Origin of the sequence: Flavobacterium sp. (assembly GCF_041911335.1) — a bacterium.
Lineage (GTDB): Bacteria > Bacteroidota > Bacteroidia > Flavobacteriales > Flavobacteriaceae > Flavobacterium.
Window position 1 is genome coordinate 1 of the sequence record NZ_JAYRPD010000059.1, and the last position, 16,745, is coordinate 16,745.

At 31.9% G+C, this 16,745-nt stretch carries 19 protein-coding genes; 13 read left to right on the forward strand and 6 right to left on the reverse strand.

The window, feature by feature from the left end; genetic code table 11:
- Positions 1-201 precede the first annotated feature (201 nt).
- A complete protein-coding gene (locus tag ACE3PD_RS09920; RefSeq protein ID WP_374402009.1) occupies positions 202-1,509 on the reverse strand; it encodes a BamA/TamA family outer membrane protein in 1,308 nt (435 codons plus the stop codon).
- Positions 1,510-1,600: 91 nt separating this feature from the next.
- Complete coding sequence (prmA, locus tag ACE3PD_RS09925; RefSeq protein WP_374402011.1) at positions 1,601-2,434, reverse strand: 50S ribosomal protein L11 methyltransferase; 834 nt, start codon at positions 2,432-2,434, stop codon at positions 1,601-1,603.
- Positions 2,435-2,525: 91 nt separating this feature from the next.
- Between prmA and ACE3PD_RS09930 the strand changes: the two genes are divergently transcribed.
- From ACE3PD_RS09930 to ACE3PD_RS09940, 3 genes are all read left to right on the forward strand, one after another.
- Positions 2,526-3,743, forward strand: a complete 1,218-nt coding sequence (locus ACE3PD_RS09930; protein WP_374402013.1) for a porin — start codon at positions 2,526-2,528, stop codon at positions 3,741-3,743.
- Positions 3,744-3,875: 132 nt separating this feature from the next.
- Complete coding sequence (locus ACE3PD_RS09935) at positions 3,876-4,712, forward strand: S1 RNA-binding domain-containing protein (RefSeq protein ID WP_374402015.1); 837 nt, start codon at positions 3,876-3,878, stop codon at positions 4,710-4,712.
- Between the two features lies 1 nt (position 4,713).
- Positions 4,714-5,001, forward strand: coding sequence for a hypothetical protein (locus tag ACE3PD_RS09940; protein ID WP_374402017.1), 288 nt, complete (start codon positions 4,714-4,716; stop codon positions 4,999-5,001).
- Here ACE3PD_RS09940 and ACE3PD_RS09945 read toward each other — a convergent pair.
- Positions 4,991-5,638 carry a hypothetical protein gene (locus ACE3PD_RS09945; protein WP_374402020.1) on the reverse strand — a complete coding sequence of 216 codons (648 nt, stop codon included), beginning with the start codon at positions 5,636-5,638 and terminating at the stop codon, positions 4,991-4,993. The genes ACE3PD_RS09940 and ACE3PD_RS09945 overlap by 11 nt on opposite strands.
- A gap of 90 nt (positions 5,639-5,728) precedes the next feature.
- Here ACE3PD_RS09945 and ygiD point away from each other — a divergent pair, with 90 nt between their 5' ends.
- The gene (gene ygiD / locus ACE3PD_RS09950) at positions 5,729-6,607 is read left to right on the forward strand and encodes a 4,5-DOPA dioxygenase extradiol (protein ID WP_374402022.1); all 879 of its coding nucleotides are present in this window, start codon (positions 5,729-5,731) and stop codon (positions 6,605-6,607) included.
- On the opposite strand, the gene ACE3PD_RS09955 is transcribed toward ygiD, so the two are convergent.
- The 3 genes from ACE3PD_RS09955 to ACE3PD_RS09965 are packed head-to-tail and all read right to left on the reverse strand — an operon-like array spanning position 6,608 to position 9,345.
- Positions 6,608-7,789, reverse strand: a complete 1,182-nt coding sequence (locus ACE3PD_RS09955; RefSeq protein WP_374402024.1) for a serine hydrolase domain-containing protein — start codon at positions 7,787-7,789, stop codon at positions 6,608-6,610. It abuts the gene before it with no gap.
- Entirely contained in the window at positions 7,779-8,225 is a 447-nt protein-coding gene (locus ACE3PD_RS09960; RefSeq protein ID WP_374402026.1) for a PH domain-containing protein, read from the reverse strand. The genes ACE3PD_RS09955 and ACE3PD_RS09960 overlap by 11 nt, the downstream gene beginning before the upstream one ends.
- A 1-nt stretch (position 8,226) precedes the next feature.
- Positions 8,227-9,345 carry a C1 family peptidase gene (locus tag ACE3PD_RS09965; RefSeq protein ID WP_374402028.1) on the reverse strand — a complete coding sequence of 373 codons (1,119 nt, stop codon included), beginning with the start codon at positions 9,343-9,345 and terminating at the stop codon, positions 8,227-8,229.
- Positions 9,346-9,488: 143 nt separating this feature from the next.
- On the opposite strand from ACE3PD_RS09965, the gene ACE3PD_RS09970 reads away from it, so the two are divergent.
- The 9 genes from ACE3PD_RS09970 to ACE3PD_RS10010 all read left to right on the forward strand — a co-directional run bounded on the left by ACE3PD_RS09970 (position 9,489) and on the right by ACE3PD_RS10010 (position 16,684).
- The gene (locus tag ACE3PD_RS09970; RefSeq protein WP_231841661.1) at positions 9,489-9,857 is read left to right on the forward strand and encodes a four helix bundle protein; all 369 of its coding nucleotides are present in this window, start codon (positions 9,489-9,491) and stop codon (positions 9,855-9,857) included.
- Between the two features lie 74 nt (positions 9,858-9,931).
- Positions 9,932-10,771, forward strand: coding sequence for a 1,4-dihydroxy-2-naphthoyl-CoA synthase (locus ACE3PD_RS09975; RefSeq protein ID WP_374402031.1), 840 nt, complete (start codon positions 9,932-9,934; stop codon positions 10,769-10,771).
- A gap of 37 nt (positions 10,772-10,808) precedes the next feature.
- Positions 10,809-11,399: an outer membrane beta-barrel protein gene (locus tag ACE3PD_RS09980; RefSeq protein ID WP_374402033.1), complete on the forward strand. Its 591-nt coding sequence runs from the start codon at positions 10,809-10,811 to the stop codon at positions 11,397-11,399.
- Between the two features lie 3 nt (positions 11,400-11,402).
- Positions 11,403-11,981, forward strand: a complete 579-nt coding sequence (locus ACE3PD_RS09985; protein WP_374402035.1) for a PH domain-containing protein — start codon at positions 11,403-11,405, stop codon at positions 11,979-11,981.
- Positions 11,974-13,476 (forward strand): PH domain-containing protein, encoded by a 1,503-nt coding sequence (locus ACE3PD_RS09990; protein WP_374402037.1) that lies wholly within the window; start codon positions 11,974-11,976, stop codon positions 13,474-13,476. The genes ACE3PD_RS09985 and ACE3PD_RS09990 overlap by 8 nt, the downstream gene beginning before the upstream one ends.
- A gap of 17 nt (positions 13,477-13,493) precedes the next feature.
- Complete coding sequence (locus ACE3PD_RS09995) at positions 13,494-13,772, forward strand: hypothetical protein (protein ID WP_374402039.1); 279 nt, start codon at positions 13,494-13,496, stop codon at positions 13,770-13,772.
- A 2-nt stretch (positions 13,773-13,774) separates the two neighbouring features.
- Positions 13,775-14,671 carry a 1,4-dihydroxy-2-naphthoate octaprenyltransferase gene (gene menA, locus ACE3PD_RS10000; protein ID WP_374402041.1) on the forward strand — a complete coding sequence of 299 codons (897 nt, stop codon included), beginning with the start codon at positions 13,775-13,777 and terminating at the stop codon, positions 14,669-14,671.
- Between the two features lie 38 nt (positions 14,672-14,709).
- Positions 14,710-15,387: a metal-dependent hydrolase gene (locus ACE3PD_RS10005; protein WP_374402043.1), complete on the forward strand. Its 678-nt coding sequence runs from the start codon at positions 14,710-14,712 to the stop codon at positions 15,385-15,387.
- 103 nt (positions 15,388-15,490) lie between these two features.
- Positions 15,491-16,684, forward strand: a complete 1,194-nt coding sequence (locus tag ACE3PD_RS10010; RefSeq protein WP_374402045.1) for a tetratricopeptide repeat protein — start codon at positions 15,491-15,493, stop codon at positions 16,682-16,684.
- The last annotated feature ends 61 nt before the right edge of the window (positions 16,685-16,745 follow it).

Consider the following 16,745-nt stretch of genomic DNA (forward strand, 5'->3'; position numbering starts at 1 on the left):
GTTTTGAAAGATAGCTACTTCATCTTTTTCAGTTTGTGAAAATGATGGCAATGCAATTAAAGCAAATACTAAGGATAAAATAAATTTTCTCATTTTTTAGTTGTTTTAATGTTAGTTTTAATAAGATATAATCAAAAATATTTTTCAAATATATAAATAAAATATGATTTTTATCATAAAATAATTATGAATTAACAAAAATTAAAAAGTTTCTCCCACTACAAAATAAAATCCTTTGGCGCCATTATCTCCCCAAGCCATGTCTAAACCAAGATTTAATCTTCCTGTTCTATTTAGTAATACGCGTAAACCAAAACCTCCAGCAGGTCTTACGGCTTCAAATAAATTTAATTTTTCAATTGTTTCTTCTCCAATAGTTATTTCTTCTCTAGAAACGGTTGTGGCGTTTCCAAACACGACACCACCTAAAAGACCGCTTTTAGTTAATGGAAAACGCCATTCTGCTTCACCAGTAACCCAAGCATTTCCTCTAAATCTTCCTGCTACATAACCTCGACCAATTCTATTTCGTGTATCGTTTGCACTCGAAGGAAGATGCATGTAAGGCGCATGACCATCGAGATTAAATTGACCTATTCCCCAAAATCCTAAAATATGTCTAGCTCGTAAAATAGATAAAGGTTTAAAATATCTAGCTTCTAAATAAATTTGTTGGTAATCGTTTTCATTCCCTAAAAACTTCGGATTCAAACGATAGGAAGCGTGTAAATAAGTTCCAGAGTAAGCATTTACGGTATGATCTCTACTATCTAATAAATAATTAGCTGTTAAGGCAGAAGAGAAGGATTCTGTTGGGTCGAAACCATATTTTAAGCTGTAGGCATAGTGACTGGTATAAACTGGATTTTCTGCTTCTAAATCTAAACTTAAGTCTTTGATATCATAGTGCCAATCTAAGTTATAACCTAATCCAACATATATTTTTTTTGAAATCTCTTTTAGTGCAGTGTAATAAAATTTTACTTGTTTAAATTCTAATGGTTGTCCACCAGTATTTCCAGTGGTTTCAATCCCGCCAATAGTCCAACTATCGTTAATAGGCTGACTGTAGTCACTTCCTAATCCATACGTGTTTTCTACGTAATCTGAATAACGGAGATCAACTAACATTTCCCACCCATTATTTGGTGTCATGATAGTTCCTTTGATGGAAGTAATCAATTGTTTGTTTGTAGTGTACATCACAGAAGCATTGGCACTTGAAACATTAGTAGTTTCAGGATTTCCTAAATACATAGCGCCCGTTCCTCCTAAGCCATAGAAAAAACCTAGCGTGGGATTTGAACCTATTAATGGAGCCGCAAAGGCCATCAATTTGCCTTGCTCAGGTACACCAGTTTCATTTTTCATTTTCTTTTTGCCTCGAATGACAATTCTCAAATCGGTGGCATCTATGAAAGGTTTTTTTAATGAAACACTATCCTCTTGTGCAACAGCCGAATTAACAACTAAAAAGAAAATTAAAATATGAATTGATTTTAAATACATAAATTTGATAGGAAATGTGATTAAATTCCTATCAAATTTACATAATTTTTATTAAGGTTTTGATTATAAGAAGGTTAAATTTGTAAAAAGATTACTTTACAAATTTCAATGCTACCCAATTGTTACGTTCAAATTGTTTTACATAAGTTAATCCTTTTGTCGTACAACTTTCTGAAATAACTGGAATATCTTCTGTATAGAATCCACTTAAAAATAAGATTCCATTTTCGTTTAAACAATCAACATATTGTTGCATATCGTTTAATAAAATGTTACGGTTGATGTTGGCAATAATTACATCGTATTTTTTCCCTTTTAACAAGGAAGCATCCCCTTCATAAACCGAGATATGTTTGCAATTATTACGCTCCGCATTTTCTATAGAGTTTAGATAACACCAATTGTCAATATCAATAGCATCAATAGGTTGTGCACCTTTCATTTCGGCTAAAATGGCTAAAATAGCAGTTCCGCAACCCATATCTAAGGTTTTCTTTCCTACTAAATTGGTTTCCAATAAATGTTGAATCATCATGTGAGTGGTTTCGTGATGTCCTGTTCCAAAACTCATTTTCGGTTCAATCACGATGTCAAATTCAGCATTGGTTTTTTCGTGGAAAGGAGCTCTTACATGACATTTTCCATCTACATCAATTGGTTCGAAGTTTTTTTCCCATTCTTCGTTCCAATTCACTTGCTCGATTTCTTCAAATGTATAGGAGATTTTAAATTCTGGATTACTTAAAATTTGAATATCTTCTAATATATTTGTATCCCACAACTCTTTTTGAACAAAGGCCGAAATTCCAGTTTCAGTTTCTATAAAGCTTTCAAAAGCTTTTTCACCTAATTCAGCAATTAAAATTTCGCTTCCTAACTCTAAAGGTTCAATCGTAAAATGATATCCGATGTATATATTTGACATAACATTAATTTTTTGCAAAGGTAATATTAAGTTAACATACTTAACATTGAAATGATATTAAGTTTGCAAAAAATATACAACAACATAACAAATGAAAAAAATTATTATTTTTTTACTTCTTTTAACTGGCATATTTTCAATGGCACAAGAAGTAAAAGCCCCATTAAAAGACAACGATTTAAAGTTGGCAGCTTTACCTTATTATAATTATGGAAAAGGTTTAGGAATAACATCACCTGATAGTTTATTCCAATTAAATATTCGTTTTAGAATGCAAAATCGTGTAACTTATATTCAAAACGAAGATGAAGATCCTGCTTATTCAGGAGAAATTAGACGTTTGCGTTTGCGATTTGATGGATATGTAGGAAATCCTCATTTTCTTTATGTAATTCAATTGTCTTTTGCACCAGGAGATGTAGGTGAAGTTCAAGAAGGTGAAAACATCAATATCATTCGTGATGCGGCAGTTTTTTATCGTCCTAATAAACATTGGAGTTTTCTTTTTGGTCAAACCAAATTACCAGGAAACCGTCAACGTGTTAATTCATCAGGAGCTTTACAGTTAACCGACAGAAGTATCAATAATGCACGTTTTACAATTGATCGTGATTTTGGTTTTCAAGCTTATTATTTAAATGAGAATACAGATAAATTTTCATACAATGTAAAAACAGCTGTGACCACTGGAGAAGGTAGAAACTGGACAAAATCTGCTGATGACGGAGTGGCATTGACTGGAAAATTAGAGTTAATGCCTTTTGGATCGTTCAAAAAAGACGGGACCAATTTTGAGGGAGATGTAGCACGTGAGGAAAAACCAAGATTATTGGTATCAGGTGCTTTTCATCAAAATAATTTAGCTAGAAGAACTCAAGGACAACTAGGAAATGATTTATTTGAACAAAAAACTATGAAATCTGTTTTATTAGATGCTATGTTCAAATACAACGGATGGGCTTTTATGTCGAGTTATATGTCGCGTTCAGCTAAAGATCCAATTGCTTTTAATCCAGATGATATTACGGAATTTAATTATGTTCCTGTTGGAAGCGGAATGGATTACCAATTGAGCTATGTTTTCCCAACAAACTATGAAATCATTGGTCGTTTCTCAACTCAAAAAATGCATGATGATATTAAAGCATTAACGCCAGATTCTAAGCAATATTCGTTAGGTGTTACAAAATATTTATGGGAGCATGCTTTCAAATTACAAGGAGAAGTTACATTGAGTGATTTGAATTATTTCGATGGTACAAACAAACAAAATTGGTATGTTCGCTTTCAATTAGAAATCGGAATCTAAGTTTTAGAAATATAGCACAAAACCACAAGTCAGTAATTGATTTGTGGCTTTTTATTTTCTGAATTTCGTGATTTTAAATTCTAAATTCTAATTTTTAAAATGCTTACCTTTGCGCTTTATTTATTTTTATTTATGTTACATATAGGACAGTTCAATACGTTAAAAATTCTTAGAGATACAAAAGTTGGTTTGTTTTTAGGAAGCGAAGACACACAAGAAGATGATGTTTTATTGCCAAATAAATATGTACCAAAAGAATTTACTATTGGAGATGATTTAACGGTTTTTGTGTATTTAGATCACGAAGAACGTCCTGTTGCAACTACTTTGAAACCTTATATCAAACTGAATGAATTTGCGCATTTAAAAGTAAATTACATCAACAAATTCGGAGCTTTTTTAGATTGGGGATTAGAGAAAGATTTGTTTGTTCCGTTTAAAGAACAAGCGCGTCCAATGGAAGAAGGTAAACGTTATTTGGTTTATATGTTTTTAGATGAAAAAACAAATCGTTTAGTAGCTTCGAGTAAAACCAATCAGTTTTTGAGTAATGAAAATTTAGACTTACAACGTAACGAAGAAGTAGATATTTTAATTTCGCACATTACCGAAGGCGGAATCAATTGTATTATCAATCAAAAGCACAAAGGTTTAGCGTATAAAAATGAAGTATATGATGATGTAAAACCTGGAATGAAAACAAAAGGCTACATCAAAAATATTCGTCCTGATGGTAAAATTGATGTCATGTTGCGTAAAATAGGAGTGGAGGCTATCGAACCATCATCTCAAATAATTTTAGACGAATTAAAGGCAAATCGTGGTTTCTTACGTTTAACCGATAATTCACATCCAGAAGACATTAAAACGGTGTTGAAAATGAGTAAAAAGAATTTCAAAAAAGCCGTTGGAAATTTATACAAACAAAAGTTAATCGAAATCAAAGAAGACGGAATTTATTTGGTTTAGTATGTCAACAAAAAACAAAATATATCTTATTCTTAGTATTGTCGTTTTATTAATGACATTCGTTGGTATTTTTCAAAATTTTGAAACCGTTCACTTTATTGGTTTTGAAACTGAAATCATTTGGATTCCTATTTGGATAGGTGTTGTAATTTTACCTCTTTTAAATTTATATGAAATTGCTATAAATACTGATGATTACAATAAACATCATTGGTTAGCATTGTTATTAAATGTAATTTCTATCTTTTTTATTTTGAGAAATTTTAAAATAGAATTGCTTAATTTGTAGTTACAATTACTTTTAGTAACCATTTCTTTATTAGGTTATCATTGTGAGTTATCGAAGTAATGTAATATTTCGAACTCACAATAGCTTTTGAATTTTCAATGGTTTCTTTCATTACACCTTTATTTTCAATGTAATTGGAATGAATAAAATACACTTCTTGATTGTTTTTATAAATGTACCCAACATGAAAATCCAAGCCAATAAAGTAAATACCATCTTTTTGTTTTAGAAAGTACTTTTTTAATTCTTGTTTCGTAATGTTTTGAAGTTTTTCAATTGAAGTTCCGCAAGCGATACTTTTAGCTTCATCTTCTGGGCTTTTTTGTGCTAATTTGTATCGGTTTAAATTAAATCCTACATCTCTTAAAGTTGTGGATACAAAATAGCCACAAGCTACCGTTCCTTGCTTGGGAGTTTCCGTATGGCCTTCAAAACTCCATTTTGTGGTGTACCAATGATTGAAAATATCGTTGTATAAACATTCGGTTAGTTTTATTCTTGCCTCATTTAGTGTATTGACTTTATTTTTATTTGAAAGGTATTCTGTTTTCAATAGACTTCTTTCTTTTTCAATATTTGTTTTTGTAACGGAATAGTTTGTAAGGCTAAAAGTGAGTAACAGAATTAGGATTTTCATTTCGAGTAATTTATGGAATAACGTTTTTAACATGTAATTAGTATTTAGTATAAAATAAATCACTACATTTGTATATACAAATATTAATTTATGAATCGCAAGAATTTCATAACATTACTTTCAGGAGGAATCGCTATGGCAAGTATACAACCGTTCTATGATTGGACAAAAGGATTAGGAGAAGAAGAGGAGAAGATGCCCGTTTTATTCATCGGACATGGTTCACCTATGAATGCTATTGAAGATAATATATTTTCAAAACGTTGGCAACAAATGGGGAAGGAAATCCCAACACCAAAAGCAGTTGTAGTCGTTTCGGCGCATTGGTTAACAAAAGGTACAATGGTAACTGCAATGCCAAATCCGAAAACGATTCACGATTTTGGAGGTTTTCCACAAGCGTTATTTGATGTGCAATATCCAGCACCTGGAAGTCCAGAATTGGCAACTGAAATTCAAAAATTAATTACCAATCCTGCAGTGGAATTAGACCACGATTGGGGATTGGATCACGGAACTTGGTCGGTAGTAAAACACATGTATCCTAATGCCGATATTCCCGTTTTACAATTGAGTATTGATTATTACAAACCTGCTGCTTATCATTATGAATTGGCGAAACAATTGCTTTCTCTTCGCAAAAAAGGCATTTTAATTATTGGAAGTGGGAATATGGTTCACAATTTACGAATGGTGGCTTGGGACAAACTCAACGAGCCAGAATATGGATTTGATTGGGCTTTAGAAATGAATGATATTTTTAAAAATAAAATCTCAAACGGTTTTCATAAAGAGTTAATTCAATATGAAAAACTTCATAAAGCGGCTACTTTAGCTATACCAACACCAGATCATTATTATCCATTATTATACATTCTAGCTTTACAAACCGATAATGATAAAGTGGAATTCTTTAATGATAAAGCGGTTGGAGGTTCGTTAACGATGACTTCAGTGAAAATTGGATAATTATTCGCCTTCTTCTGCATTAAATTTAAACGGATAATCGCCAAATTTTGGTGCTAAGCGTTTTGTTTGATAGGTTTTACGTGTAAACTTGTTAGATAAGGCAATAATTGTTACCGAATCTTTGTGAAGCGTGACCATTGATGAAGTATTTCCATGCCACCAACCGTTGTGAAAGAAGTATTGTTGACCCGTTTCAAATTCTAACATTCGAATCCCTAAGCCATAATTTTTTGTGCCTTTTCTTTCGTAGCTGTAGCCTTTGTACATTTCTTCCTTCATTTTAGCACTAAGGAATTTATCAGAATATAGAGCCAAATCAAATTTCAGTAAATCACGCGGAGTAGAATAAATATTTTTATCACCATAAACCTGGTCTAAAAACTCAAAAGCCAAACGTAAATAATTGTTTTTGTAAGATTGACTCACTTCGTCTTTCTTGTTTAAATCATCAAAAACGAACGTGTTTTTCATATCTAAAGGATCAAAAATCATTTCTTGAAGTACTTTTGGATACGTTTTATTCGTCACTTTTTCAATGATTAAAGCCAATAAAGCATAATTCGTATTGCAATAACCAAAACGTGTTCCAGGTTTTGATTCTAATCCAATATCTTTAGTAGCTAATAACGTTAAAACATCTTGATTGGTTAGGGTTTTTTTCTTATCCCAAACACCTTTATCATCAGTGAAATAAGCATAATTTCTCAAACCACTTCTATGATTTAATAACATTCTAACCGTAGTTTCTTCATGCGGAAATTCAGGTAATATGGATTTTACAGGATCGTCTAATTTAAGTTTCTTTTGGTCAACCAATTTCAAAACGGTAACCGCTGTAATCACTTTACTAACAGATGCAATATGTAAAGGAGTATCTTGTTTTATGGAATCGCCTTTTTCTTTGTAGGCATAGCCACTGTAATTTTCATATAAGATTTCACCATTTTTAGCAACCAAAAATGAACCACTGAAATCTTTTGCATTAAATTTTTTATCGTAAAAGGCCTCCACTTCATTTCCCATTCTTTTTTTGTAAATGGTGGTTAGAGGCGTAAAATTAACGGCAAATTCAGACACGTTACCTTCTTTATCTTTTAAGGTAGATTCTTTGTTTTCGTCGGGTTTATTTTGGCAATTAAAAAGTAGTAAACTTAAACTTACAATTACTATTTTATTCAACATAAGGCGTATTCTTAAACGTAATATTTGGATTTAGGCGTTGCAATGTAGTAATAAATTCTTGTTGTTTTTCAGGTGAAATGTAAATATCGTCATATTTGTTATAGGTAATGATTAAACCAATATGACTCAACGCTGGTTTCCAAATAGTTGGTACATAAATTCCTTTGTGATATTCAATTCTATTGATTTTAGTTATATCAATTTTACCATTAAACGGACCCGATTTCCAATGTAAATCCGTATTCTCAATCTTGTAAAAAGTGGTTTTGTAGGTCCAAATTAAAAATAAAATCACTAAAAAATTTATAGAAAATAAGACAACAAAAGGCTCGTATGAATCTTCAAAAAGGGCAGGAATAGTTAAGAGTAATAAAAATAATATCACTCCAACATAAATATATTGATTCAATTTACTTACTGCCGATTTGAAAATCATACTACAACCCTAATTTCTTCTTAGTTTCTTTAGAAATTCCATCTTTATGCACCATAACCGAAATCGCTTTTAATTTCATGTATGCCACACTCATATATACATAACCACCATTCGCAACTTTCTTTTCATCGCTTCCCCAAGAGTTTTTTACTTTGTAATAGACATTTCCTTTCTGATCTTTCACAGTTCCAACAATATGCATCAAATGATCGTCAGTTGTCGTAAGATTTTCAAATTCTTGTTGGCGGAATTCAGGTGTGATTTTCTTTTCGACAACAATTTCACCTAATCCCGTTTTATTATCTTCTTCTTTTTCTGGAATAAAAGCAACACCATATTTTCCTGAAAAGGTAGGTTCCGAAACATCACAATCTAATGAAAGCGAATATCCGTTTGCTAAAGCATTGTCAATAACAGTGATAAATTCATCTAAAGGCAAATTATACATGCTTCCGTTTGAAAAATTGTCTGGAATATTCAAAATGAAAGGTTTGTAATTCGCTTCGTGAGTAAATGAAGTCAATGTCACATAATTTTCTGGTTTGATTTTAGCGAATTCAGCAAATGATTTTGGCGTATAATTTTTGCCTTCATATTCAAATTTAGTTGGAATACTTCCTAAATAAATATCTAAAACCGCACTAATCGCTTGTTTCCAATTCGGAGATAATTTTTTAGCAGGATTCTCAACATACGTTTTCAACATCGCTTCTAAAACCGCAACCATTTCAGTATGATTATGTTTGTTGGCATCATCACTTAATCCATCATAAATGCTATTTGGAACCAATCCGTATTTTGCTACGCTGTTGATTACATCATGCGCCAAGGCACCTTCACTAAAACTGGCATTTCCTTGACGTAAAACATAATTTTCTGCTTTTAACGGATACGTAGTTCTCGCTTGATACATTTCAGAAAGGTCGATTTTCTTACCCGTTAAACGAATAATTTCCGATTCTAAAAACGAAGAAGTAGAGAAACTCCAACACGTTCCCGTGATATCTTGAGAGATAACCGGTAAACATTCTACATCATTAACTTTCTGAAATTCATAGTTTTGAGCCGAAGCTGAAAATAGTCCAGATGCAAATAGCAATCCGATATATAGTTTTTTCATAAATCTTATTGTTTTGAACTTGCAATATAATGCAAAAAATGAATTATTTTTACCAAAACAAATACAAAAATCAAGATCAAGGACAAGTTCAAGTTCAAATTCAAAAATCAAGTTTAATCTTAAATAGTTAAATTAAAAAAATAATGGAATTAAATGAACCAACGGAAAGAATATTTAATTTAGATGAGAGATTAGTAAGATTTGCTGGAGAATCGATTTTCTTTGTTAGAAAATTAGCTAAGGCATATGAATTAGAATATTACAAAAACCAATTAATTCGTTCTTCAGGAAGTGCTTCTTTAAACTATGGTGAATCTCAAGGAACAATTACCGATAAAGATTACGTTTTTAAATTATCTTTAGTTGTCAAAGAATTAAAAGAATCAAGAAATTCACTCAGAGTCTTAAATTATATTAAAGAAGGAAATGAAAAAGATAGAAATTGGCTCTTAGCAGAAGTGGAAGAATTAATTGCTATTACATCAAGAATGATGTTGAATAAAATGAAATAGTATTTTAACTTAATAATTTTGAAATTGAACTTGAGTTTGCCCTTGAACTTGAAAAATAAAATAAATTAATAAATATGAGCACAATTAATTGGAAAACCGTTAGAGAATTTGAAGATATTACTTATAAAAAATGCAATGGCGTTGCGAGAATTGCTTTCAACCGACCAGATGTAAGAAATGCATTTCGTCCGAAAACTACAAAAGAATTAATCGAAGCCTTTTACGATGCACAAGAAGATACTTCTATTGGAGTAGTGTTGCTTTCGGCAGAAGGACCAAGTTCTAAAGATGGGATTTGGAGTTTTTGTAGTGGTGGCGACCAAAAAGCACGTGGACACCAAGGTTATGTTGGCGAAGACGGTTACCACAGATTAAACATTTTGGAAGTACAACGTATGATTCGTTTTATGCCAAAAGCGGTAATTTGTGTCGTTCCAGGATGGGCTGTTGGTGGTGGACATTCGCTTCACGTAGTTTGTGATTTGACTTTAGCGAGTAAAGAACACGCGATTTTCAAACAGACTGATGCTGACGTAACGAGTTTCGATGGAGGCTACGGTTCGGCTTACTTAGCTAAAATGGTGGGACAAAAGAAAGCAAGAGAAATTTTCTTCTTAGGTAGAAATTACTCAGCTCAAGAAGCTTTTGAAATGGGAATGGTAAATGCGGTTATTCCTCACGCTGAGTTAGAAGATACAGCTTATGAGTGGGCACAAGAAATCTTAGCAAAATCACCAACATCAATCAAAATGCTAAAATTCGCAATGAATTTAACAGATGATGGAATGGTAGGCCAACAAGTTTTTGCTGGTGAAGCCACTCGTTTAGCGTATATGACAGATGAAGCAAAAGAAGGAAGAGATGCGTTTTTAGAAAAACGTAAACCAAATTTCGAGAAGAAATATTTGCCTTAATTTAGAGAATAGAACAAAGAGAAAAGAATAAAGACTCATGAAAAAAATTGCATTCGGGTTATTAGTATTGTTGAGCAATTTATCAATGGCTCAAGAAAATACAGACGTTAATAAAGAGACTAAGTTTCAAGTAGGGGTTCATTATGTTGGCAATCTTCGTAATGAAAACATTATCAGTGACGGCTTTAATGGTGTTGTTGGAATTTCAGCTAATTACGCGGTTTATCAAGACGATATGATTTCGGTTTTTGGAGGTTTGAATATTGATTATTTGCAAACTAGAGATTTGTTTTTACAGAACGATATCCTAATTTGGAATCCAAATGCAAGTATAGAAATAAATGCCTTTAAAGGAAAATTAAGACCATTTTTTGGATTGGGTTATGCTTTCTTTTCAAATGATTTTGAATATGAAAATGTAATTTTTGATCCTTCTGATCCTGCATTTATGACACGAGAAAAAAAATTAAGTTTTAATGGTTTTACAATTAATCCAGGGATGAAATATCATCTTTCTGATTTGCTTTTTATAGAGGGGAGCTACAAATATTTCGCTGTAAATTCAAATGATATTGATGGAACTGCTAATACGCATTTTATTTATTTAGGTCTTGGTTTTAAATTTTAAAATATGAACGAATTCACCAATAATCCTATCGATATCGCCCAACTTCCAAAGTTTGAAGAAGTGCAATTGCAAGGTTTAAATCCGAAGTATATCACAGTCTTACTTTTTAATTTTTCCTTGCTTTTAATTTTAGTAATTGTTGGATTTTCGACTTTATTTTATTTCAATCAAGATGCTTTTTCTAAAGCGATTTGGATAGCAATTGTTGTTGGAATTGTGCTGTTTTTAGTTGGATTAGTAGTGTTTACTAAATTTAGTTTTCAGAAAAAAGGATATGCTTTTAGAGAACACGATGCTATTTACAAATCGGGTTTGATTTCAGAAACTACTACAATTATTCCTTTTAATAGAGTGCAACATGTGGCTTTGCATCAGGGATTTATCTCTAGAAAATTAGGTTTGGCTTCTGTTGAATTATTCACCGCTGGTGGCAGTAGTTCGGATTTAGAAATTCCAGGGTTACTTTTAGCAGATTCGCAGATTATTAAGAATTTGGTTTCCCAAAAAATTAATCCGCCTAAAAAAGACGAACCAATTGAAGTAGCACCAACAGAAACTCCATTAACTGAAGAACATGAATAAATCTGTCGATTTTTCTCAACCGCAACGACAATCGCTTCCGGGGATTTTGGTTATGTTTGCCAATTCCTTGCAGAAGACGGTTCGTGCTTTGTGGCCGATGTTGTTGATTTGGTTGGTAAAATTTGACACGCTAAACAAACTTGTTTTCTTTGGTAGTGTTGCAGGAGTAGTCGTTTTGATAGGTATCATTTCATACTTACAATATTTATTTTTCACGTTTCATATTGATGAAGAAAATGGCGAATTTGTTATTCAAAAAGGAGTTTTAAACAAAACGAGAATTACTATTCAGCTGCATAAAATTCAGCAAGTTAACATCAATCAAAGTTTAATTCAACGTTTGGTTGGGGTTCATAAATTGGAAATTGATACTGCTGGAAGCGATAAAAAAGAAGCTTCTATTAGTGCCATTTCTCATGAGTTGGCAACTATTCTGAAAGAACGATTAATCAATCATTCGCAATCAGAACTGACTGAGAACGCTGAAAAAAATGTTGAAGAGATAACGCCAACATCCTTTATAAAAATTGGATTACCAAGTTTAATAAAAATCGGATTTACTTCGAATTATATCAAAAGTTTTGCTCTGATTTTTCTGTTTTTCACCACTATTGTTGAAAATTTACAACAGTTGAATGCGGAAGTAATTGATGAAGATCAAGTAACCAATTATTTGGATACTTTACCTATTTATACTTCTATTTTTATTGTAATAGGTTTCTTTATTACCTTGATTTTATTAGTGAATTTAGTTCGAACGATTCTCAAATATTTCGATTTCACCATTCAGAAAAGCAAACAAGCGATTATTCTGTCATACGGATTACTTTCCACAAAAAACACGTTGTTGAATCCGAATAAAGTTCAAAAAATTAAAATTACACAAAACTACTTTCAAAAGAAGTTGGACGTTACTACTATTGGTATTCATCAAGCTTCAAGTGATGTAGAAAAAGTAAAAGAAAAAGACCAAATCGAAGTTCCAGGTTGTACTGAAAACGAACGCGATGCTATTCTAAAATTGTTATTAGGTCAATTACCACAAAAAGGAACGATGTTTTTGCCGAATTGGAGAAAATTAGCGGTGAATACTTTTTTCTTTTTATTAGTTCCAATAGCCATTACCTTATTACTAAATCACAAAACAGAATTTGTAACCTGGACAGAATGGTTCATTTATACGGCTATTTTTTCTATTTTCGCTGGTGTAATGCTTTGGTTTTCGTTTAAAAATTATAAACTTTTTGTTTCAAATAATTTCATCATCAAACAAAATGGTGCTTGGGATATCGATACGACAATTATAGAACCTTATAAAATTCAAGCTATAGAAACCCAACAATTCTTTTGGCAAAAAGCAACAAATATTGGTTCAGTAACTTTATCTACAGCAGGTGGAACAGTAAGTTTTACCACTGGAAATTATTTTGAAATCAAACAATTGGTGAATTATTGGTTGTATGAAGTGGAAACTTGGGAAAAGAATTGGATGTAAAAACATTAAATAAATTTATGGAAGAAGATAAAAGGCTAATTACAGATATTGCTATTTTCTTTGTTAGTGTAGTAGTTATGATTTTTTGGTTGTTTATAAATCATATCAATGTTTATGAGAATAAATTTATAGGAATAATTGCTGAAGTACTTTGGTTACCTATGATTTTATTAATTTTTGTATTACCAATTCTGACTTTTGTGTTAGTTTCTTCAAGAAAGTTCAAAAATTCAAAAATTTTATTTTTATCATTAGCTATTCAAGTCTCTATATTAATTATACAATTTACAAAGTAAAAATGAGCATAAAACCCTGGATTCAAGCCGCACGATTACGAACCTTACCACTTTCCGTTTCTGGAATTATTGTGGGAAGCGCTTATGCCTATTATCAAGGATTTTCCGATTGGAGAATTGTGGTTTTGGCGTTATTAACTACGTTAGGATTACAAGTATTGTCCAATTACGCCAACGATTACGGAGATGGTGTGAAAGGAACGGATGCAAATCGAATCGGAGAGAAACGCCTAGTAGCATCTGGAGTCATCACAGCCGAGCAAATGAAAAAAGCAGTTATCATCACGGCAGTATTGACTTTCATTATTGCGCTGTTATTGATTTACATAGCTTTTGGAAAAGAGAATTTTGCCTTAAGTTTGATATTCATCTTATTAGGAATCGGTTCCATCGGAGCAGCTATTAAATATACGGTTGGAAAAAGCGCTTATGGTTATAGCGGTTTTGGTGATTTGTTTGTATTTATTTTCTTCGGATTGGTTTCGGTTGTAGGTTCTAACTTTTTGTTTACCCATTTCATTGATTGGAAGTTATTCTTACCTGCAATATCCATCGGATTATTGAGTGTAGCGGTGCTGAATTTAAACAATATGCGCGATATTGAAAATGATAAAATTGCTGGAAAGAATACATTGGTTGTTAAAATGGGATTGGAGAATGCGAAAAAGTATCATGAATTTTTAATATTAACTCCTTTTGTTTTGATGATACTATTTTCATTAGTCATAAAATTGAGTTTTTATGCCATGATACTTGTTTTTTTTATACTTGCAGTCCATTTAAAAACGATAAAAAAATCAAATAAATACGAAGACTTCGACCCAGAACTTAAAAAAGTAGCCTTAAGTACTTTTGCATTAAGTCTATTATTTTGGTTAACTTTAGTGTTTTTAAACTAATCACTTTTTACTAATCACTTTTCACTAAAAAATAAACTATGAAAATCACATTTTACGGACACGCTTGTATCGGAATTGAAGTTAATGATGTTCACATTTTAGTGGACCCCTTCATTTCAGGAAATCCAAAGGCTTCTCATATTGATATTAATACCTTGAAAGCCGATTTTATATTACTAACTCACGCACATCAAGACCATATTTTAGATGTGGAATCAATCGCAAAACGAACAGACGCAGTAATTGTTTCTAACTATGAAATTGCTTCACATTACGGAAACAAAGGGTTTAATTACCATCCTATGAATCACGGCGGAAGTTGGGATTTTGAGTTTGGAACAGTTAAATATGTAATTGCGTTACACACTTCTTCTTTTCCTGATGGAAGCTACGGAGGACAACCTGGTGGATTTGTAATCGAGGGCGAACACAAAAACATCTACATCGCAGGTGACACCGCTTTGACTATGGATATGAAACTAATTCCAATGCGAACTAAATTAGATTTAGCGATTTTACCTATTGGCGATAACTTCACTATGGACGTTGAAGATGCTATTATTGCTTCTGATTTTGTACAATGTGATAAAGTATTAGGTTATCATTTTGACACCTTTGGTTACATCGAAATCAATCATGAAGAAGCCAAACGCAAATTTTTCGACAAAGGAAAAGACTTGATGTTATTAGAAATTGGAGCAAGTATCGAATTGTAAATTTGGTATAAAAATTGAATGTATTAAACACATAGATACATAGTTTTTTACTTTTCTAATTGGTGAAAATTTGTGTAATTCGTGTTTAAATTAAAAAATCATAATGAATAAAATAGTTTACTTCGTATCCGCCGTATTATTTTCAAGCTCAATTTATGCTCAAAAAGATGGTTTTTGGGATAAAGAACGCGCCACTACAAAAGAAATAACACTTTCTGCCGGAAAACGCGCTTTAATTAAAACAGAAGATTTGCCTGTTGGAACCACTGAATTTGTATATAGAATTACGGTTTTAGATGAAAATCAAAAGCTGACTTCGAGTTTGGTTTCGGTGTTAAAAGCAATTCCCGATCCAACAGGAATTAGCCAAGGAACGGCTGGGGCGATTCATTTAACGTCTGCAATTTCGGGTGATGATAAATGTACGTTTGCTTTGTTTCAAGAGGCGAATGCAGCTAATTTGTTTATTAAAGAAGGCAAAACCGATAGAGCGTGCTGGGAACAAAAAGAAAAGGTAAACAAAGACGCCAAGTTGATTACGTCGTCTTCATTATGTTTGACTAATTTACCGAATTTATGGTTCGGATTTGAAAGTCAGAACTGGGTCATGAATCAAAAAATCGTTTTAGAAGTTGTGCCTTGGGTTGATTATAAAGCGAGTAGAGGTTGGACAAAGGAAGCCAAAAAAGAGGTTTTAGATATTGCCGAAAAATCAGAAGTTGCAAAAATTTTGACTAATAAAGCTACTTTTTTAGCCACTTTTATCGATTTGGTAACAACTAAATATAAATACAGCGAGTTCAAGCAATTATTACCAGTCGAAAAATCGAAAATGATTGAGGCTATTTCTGATGAAAGTTTATTGAAATCGGGTAGAATAAATGATTTTTTAAAAGATTATAATTTTCATATAAGAAGACTTTCTTTAACAAAGCCTGAAGAAGCAATTAAACAATTAGAACATTTAATTATCGAAAGAAAATTAGGTAAGGAAAATGAATATGATTTATTAGGAACTTTGTATTTGCGAACAAAACAATATCAGAAAGCAGAAGAATATATTTTGAAAGCTATTGCAATGAACAAAAACGAAATCAGGTTTCAATTGCATTTGGCTCATGTTTATTTAGTTACTGATAGAGTTTCTGAAGCTAAAGACATTCATAAGAAATATAAAGATCAAAATATCAGTGTAGATACGAGTTGGGTAAAAGCTACAAAACAAGATTTTGATAACATGAAAAAAGTCGGGCTACCAACAGATAATTTCAAGAAGATTTTAAGAATTATAGAATAATTTTTCAATGTCAATTTCAAGTACAAAAATCAACTTTAAAACTTTGAAATTTGAACTTGAA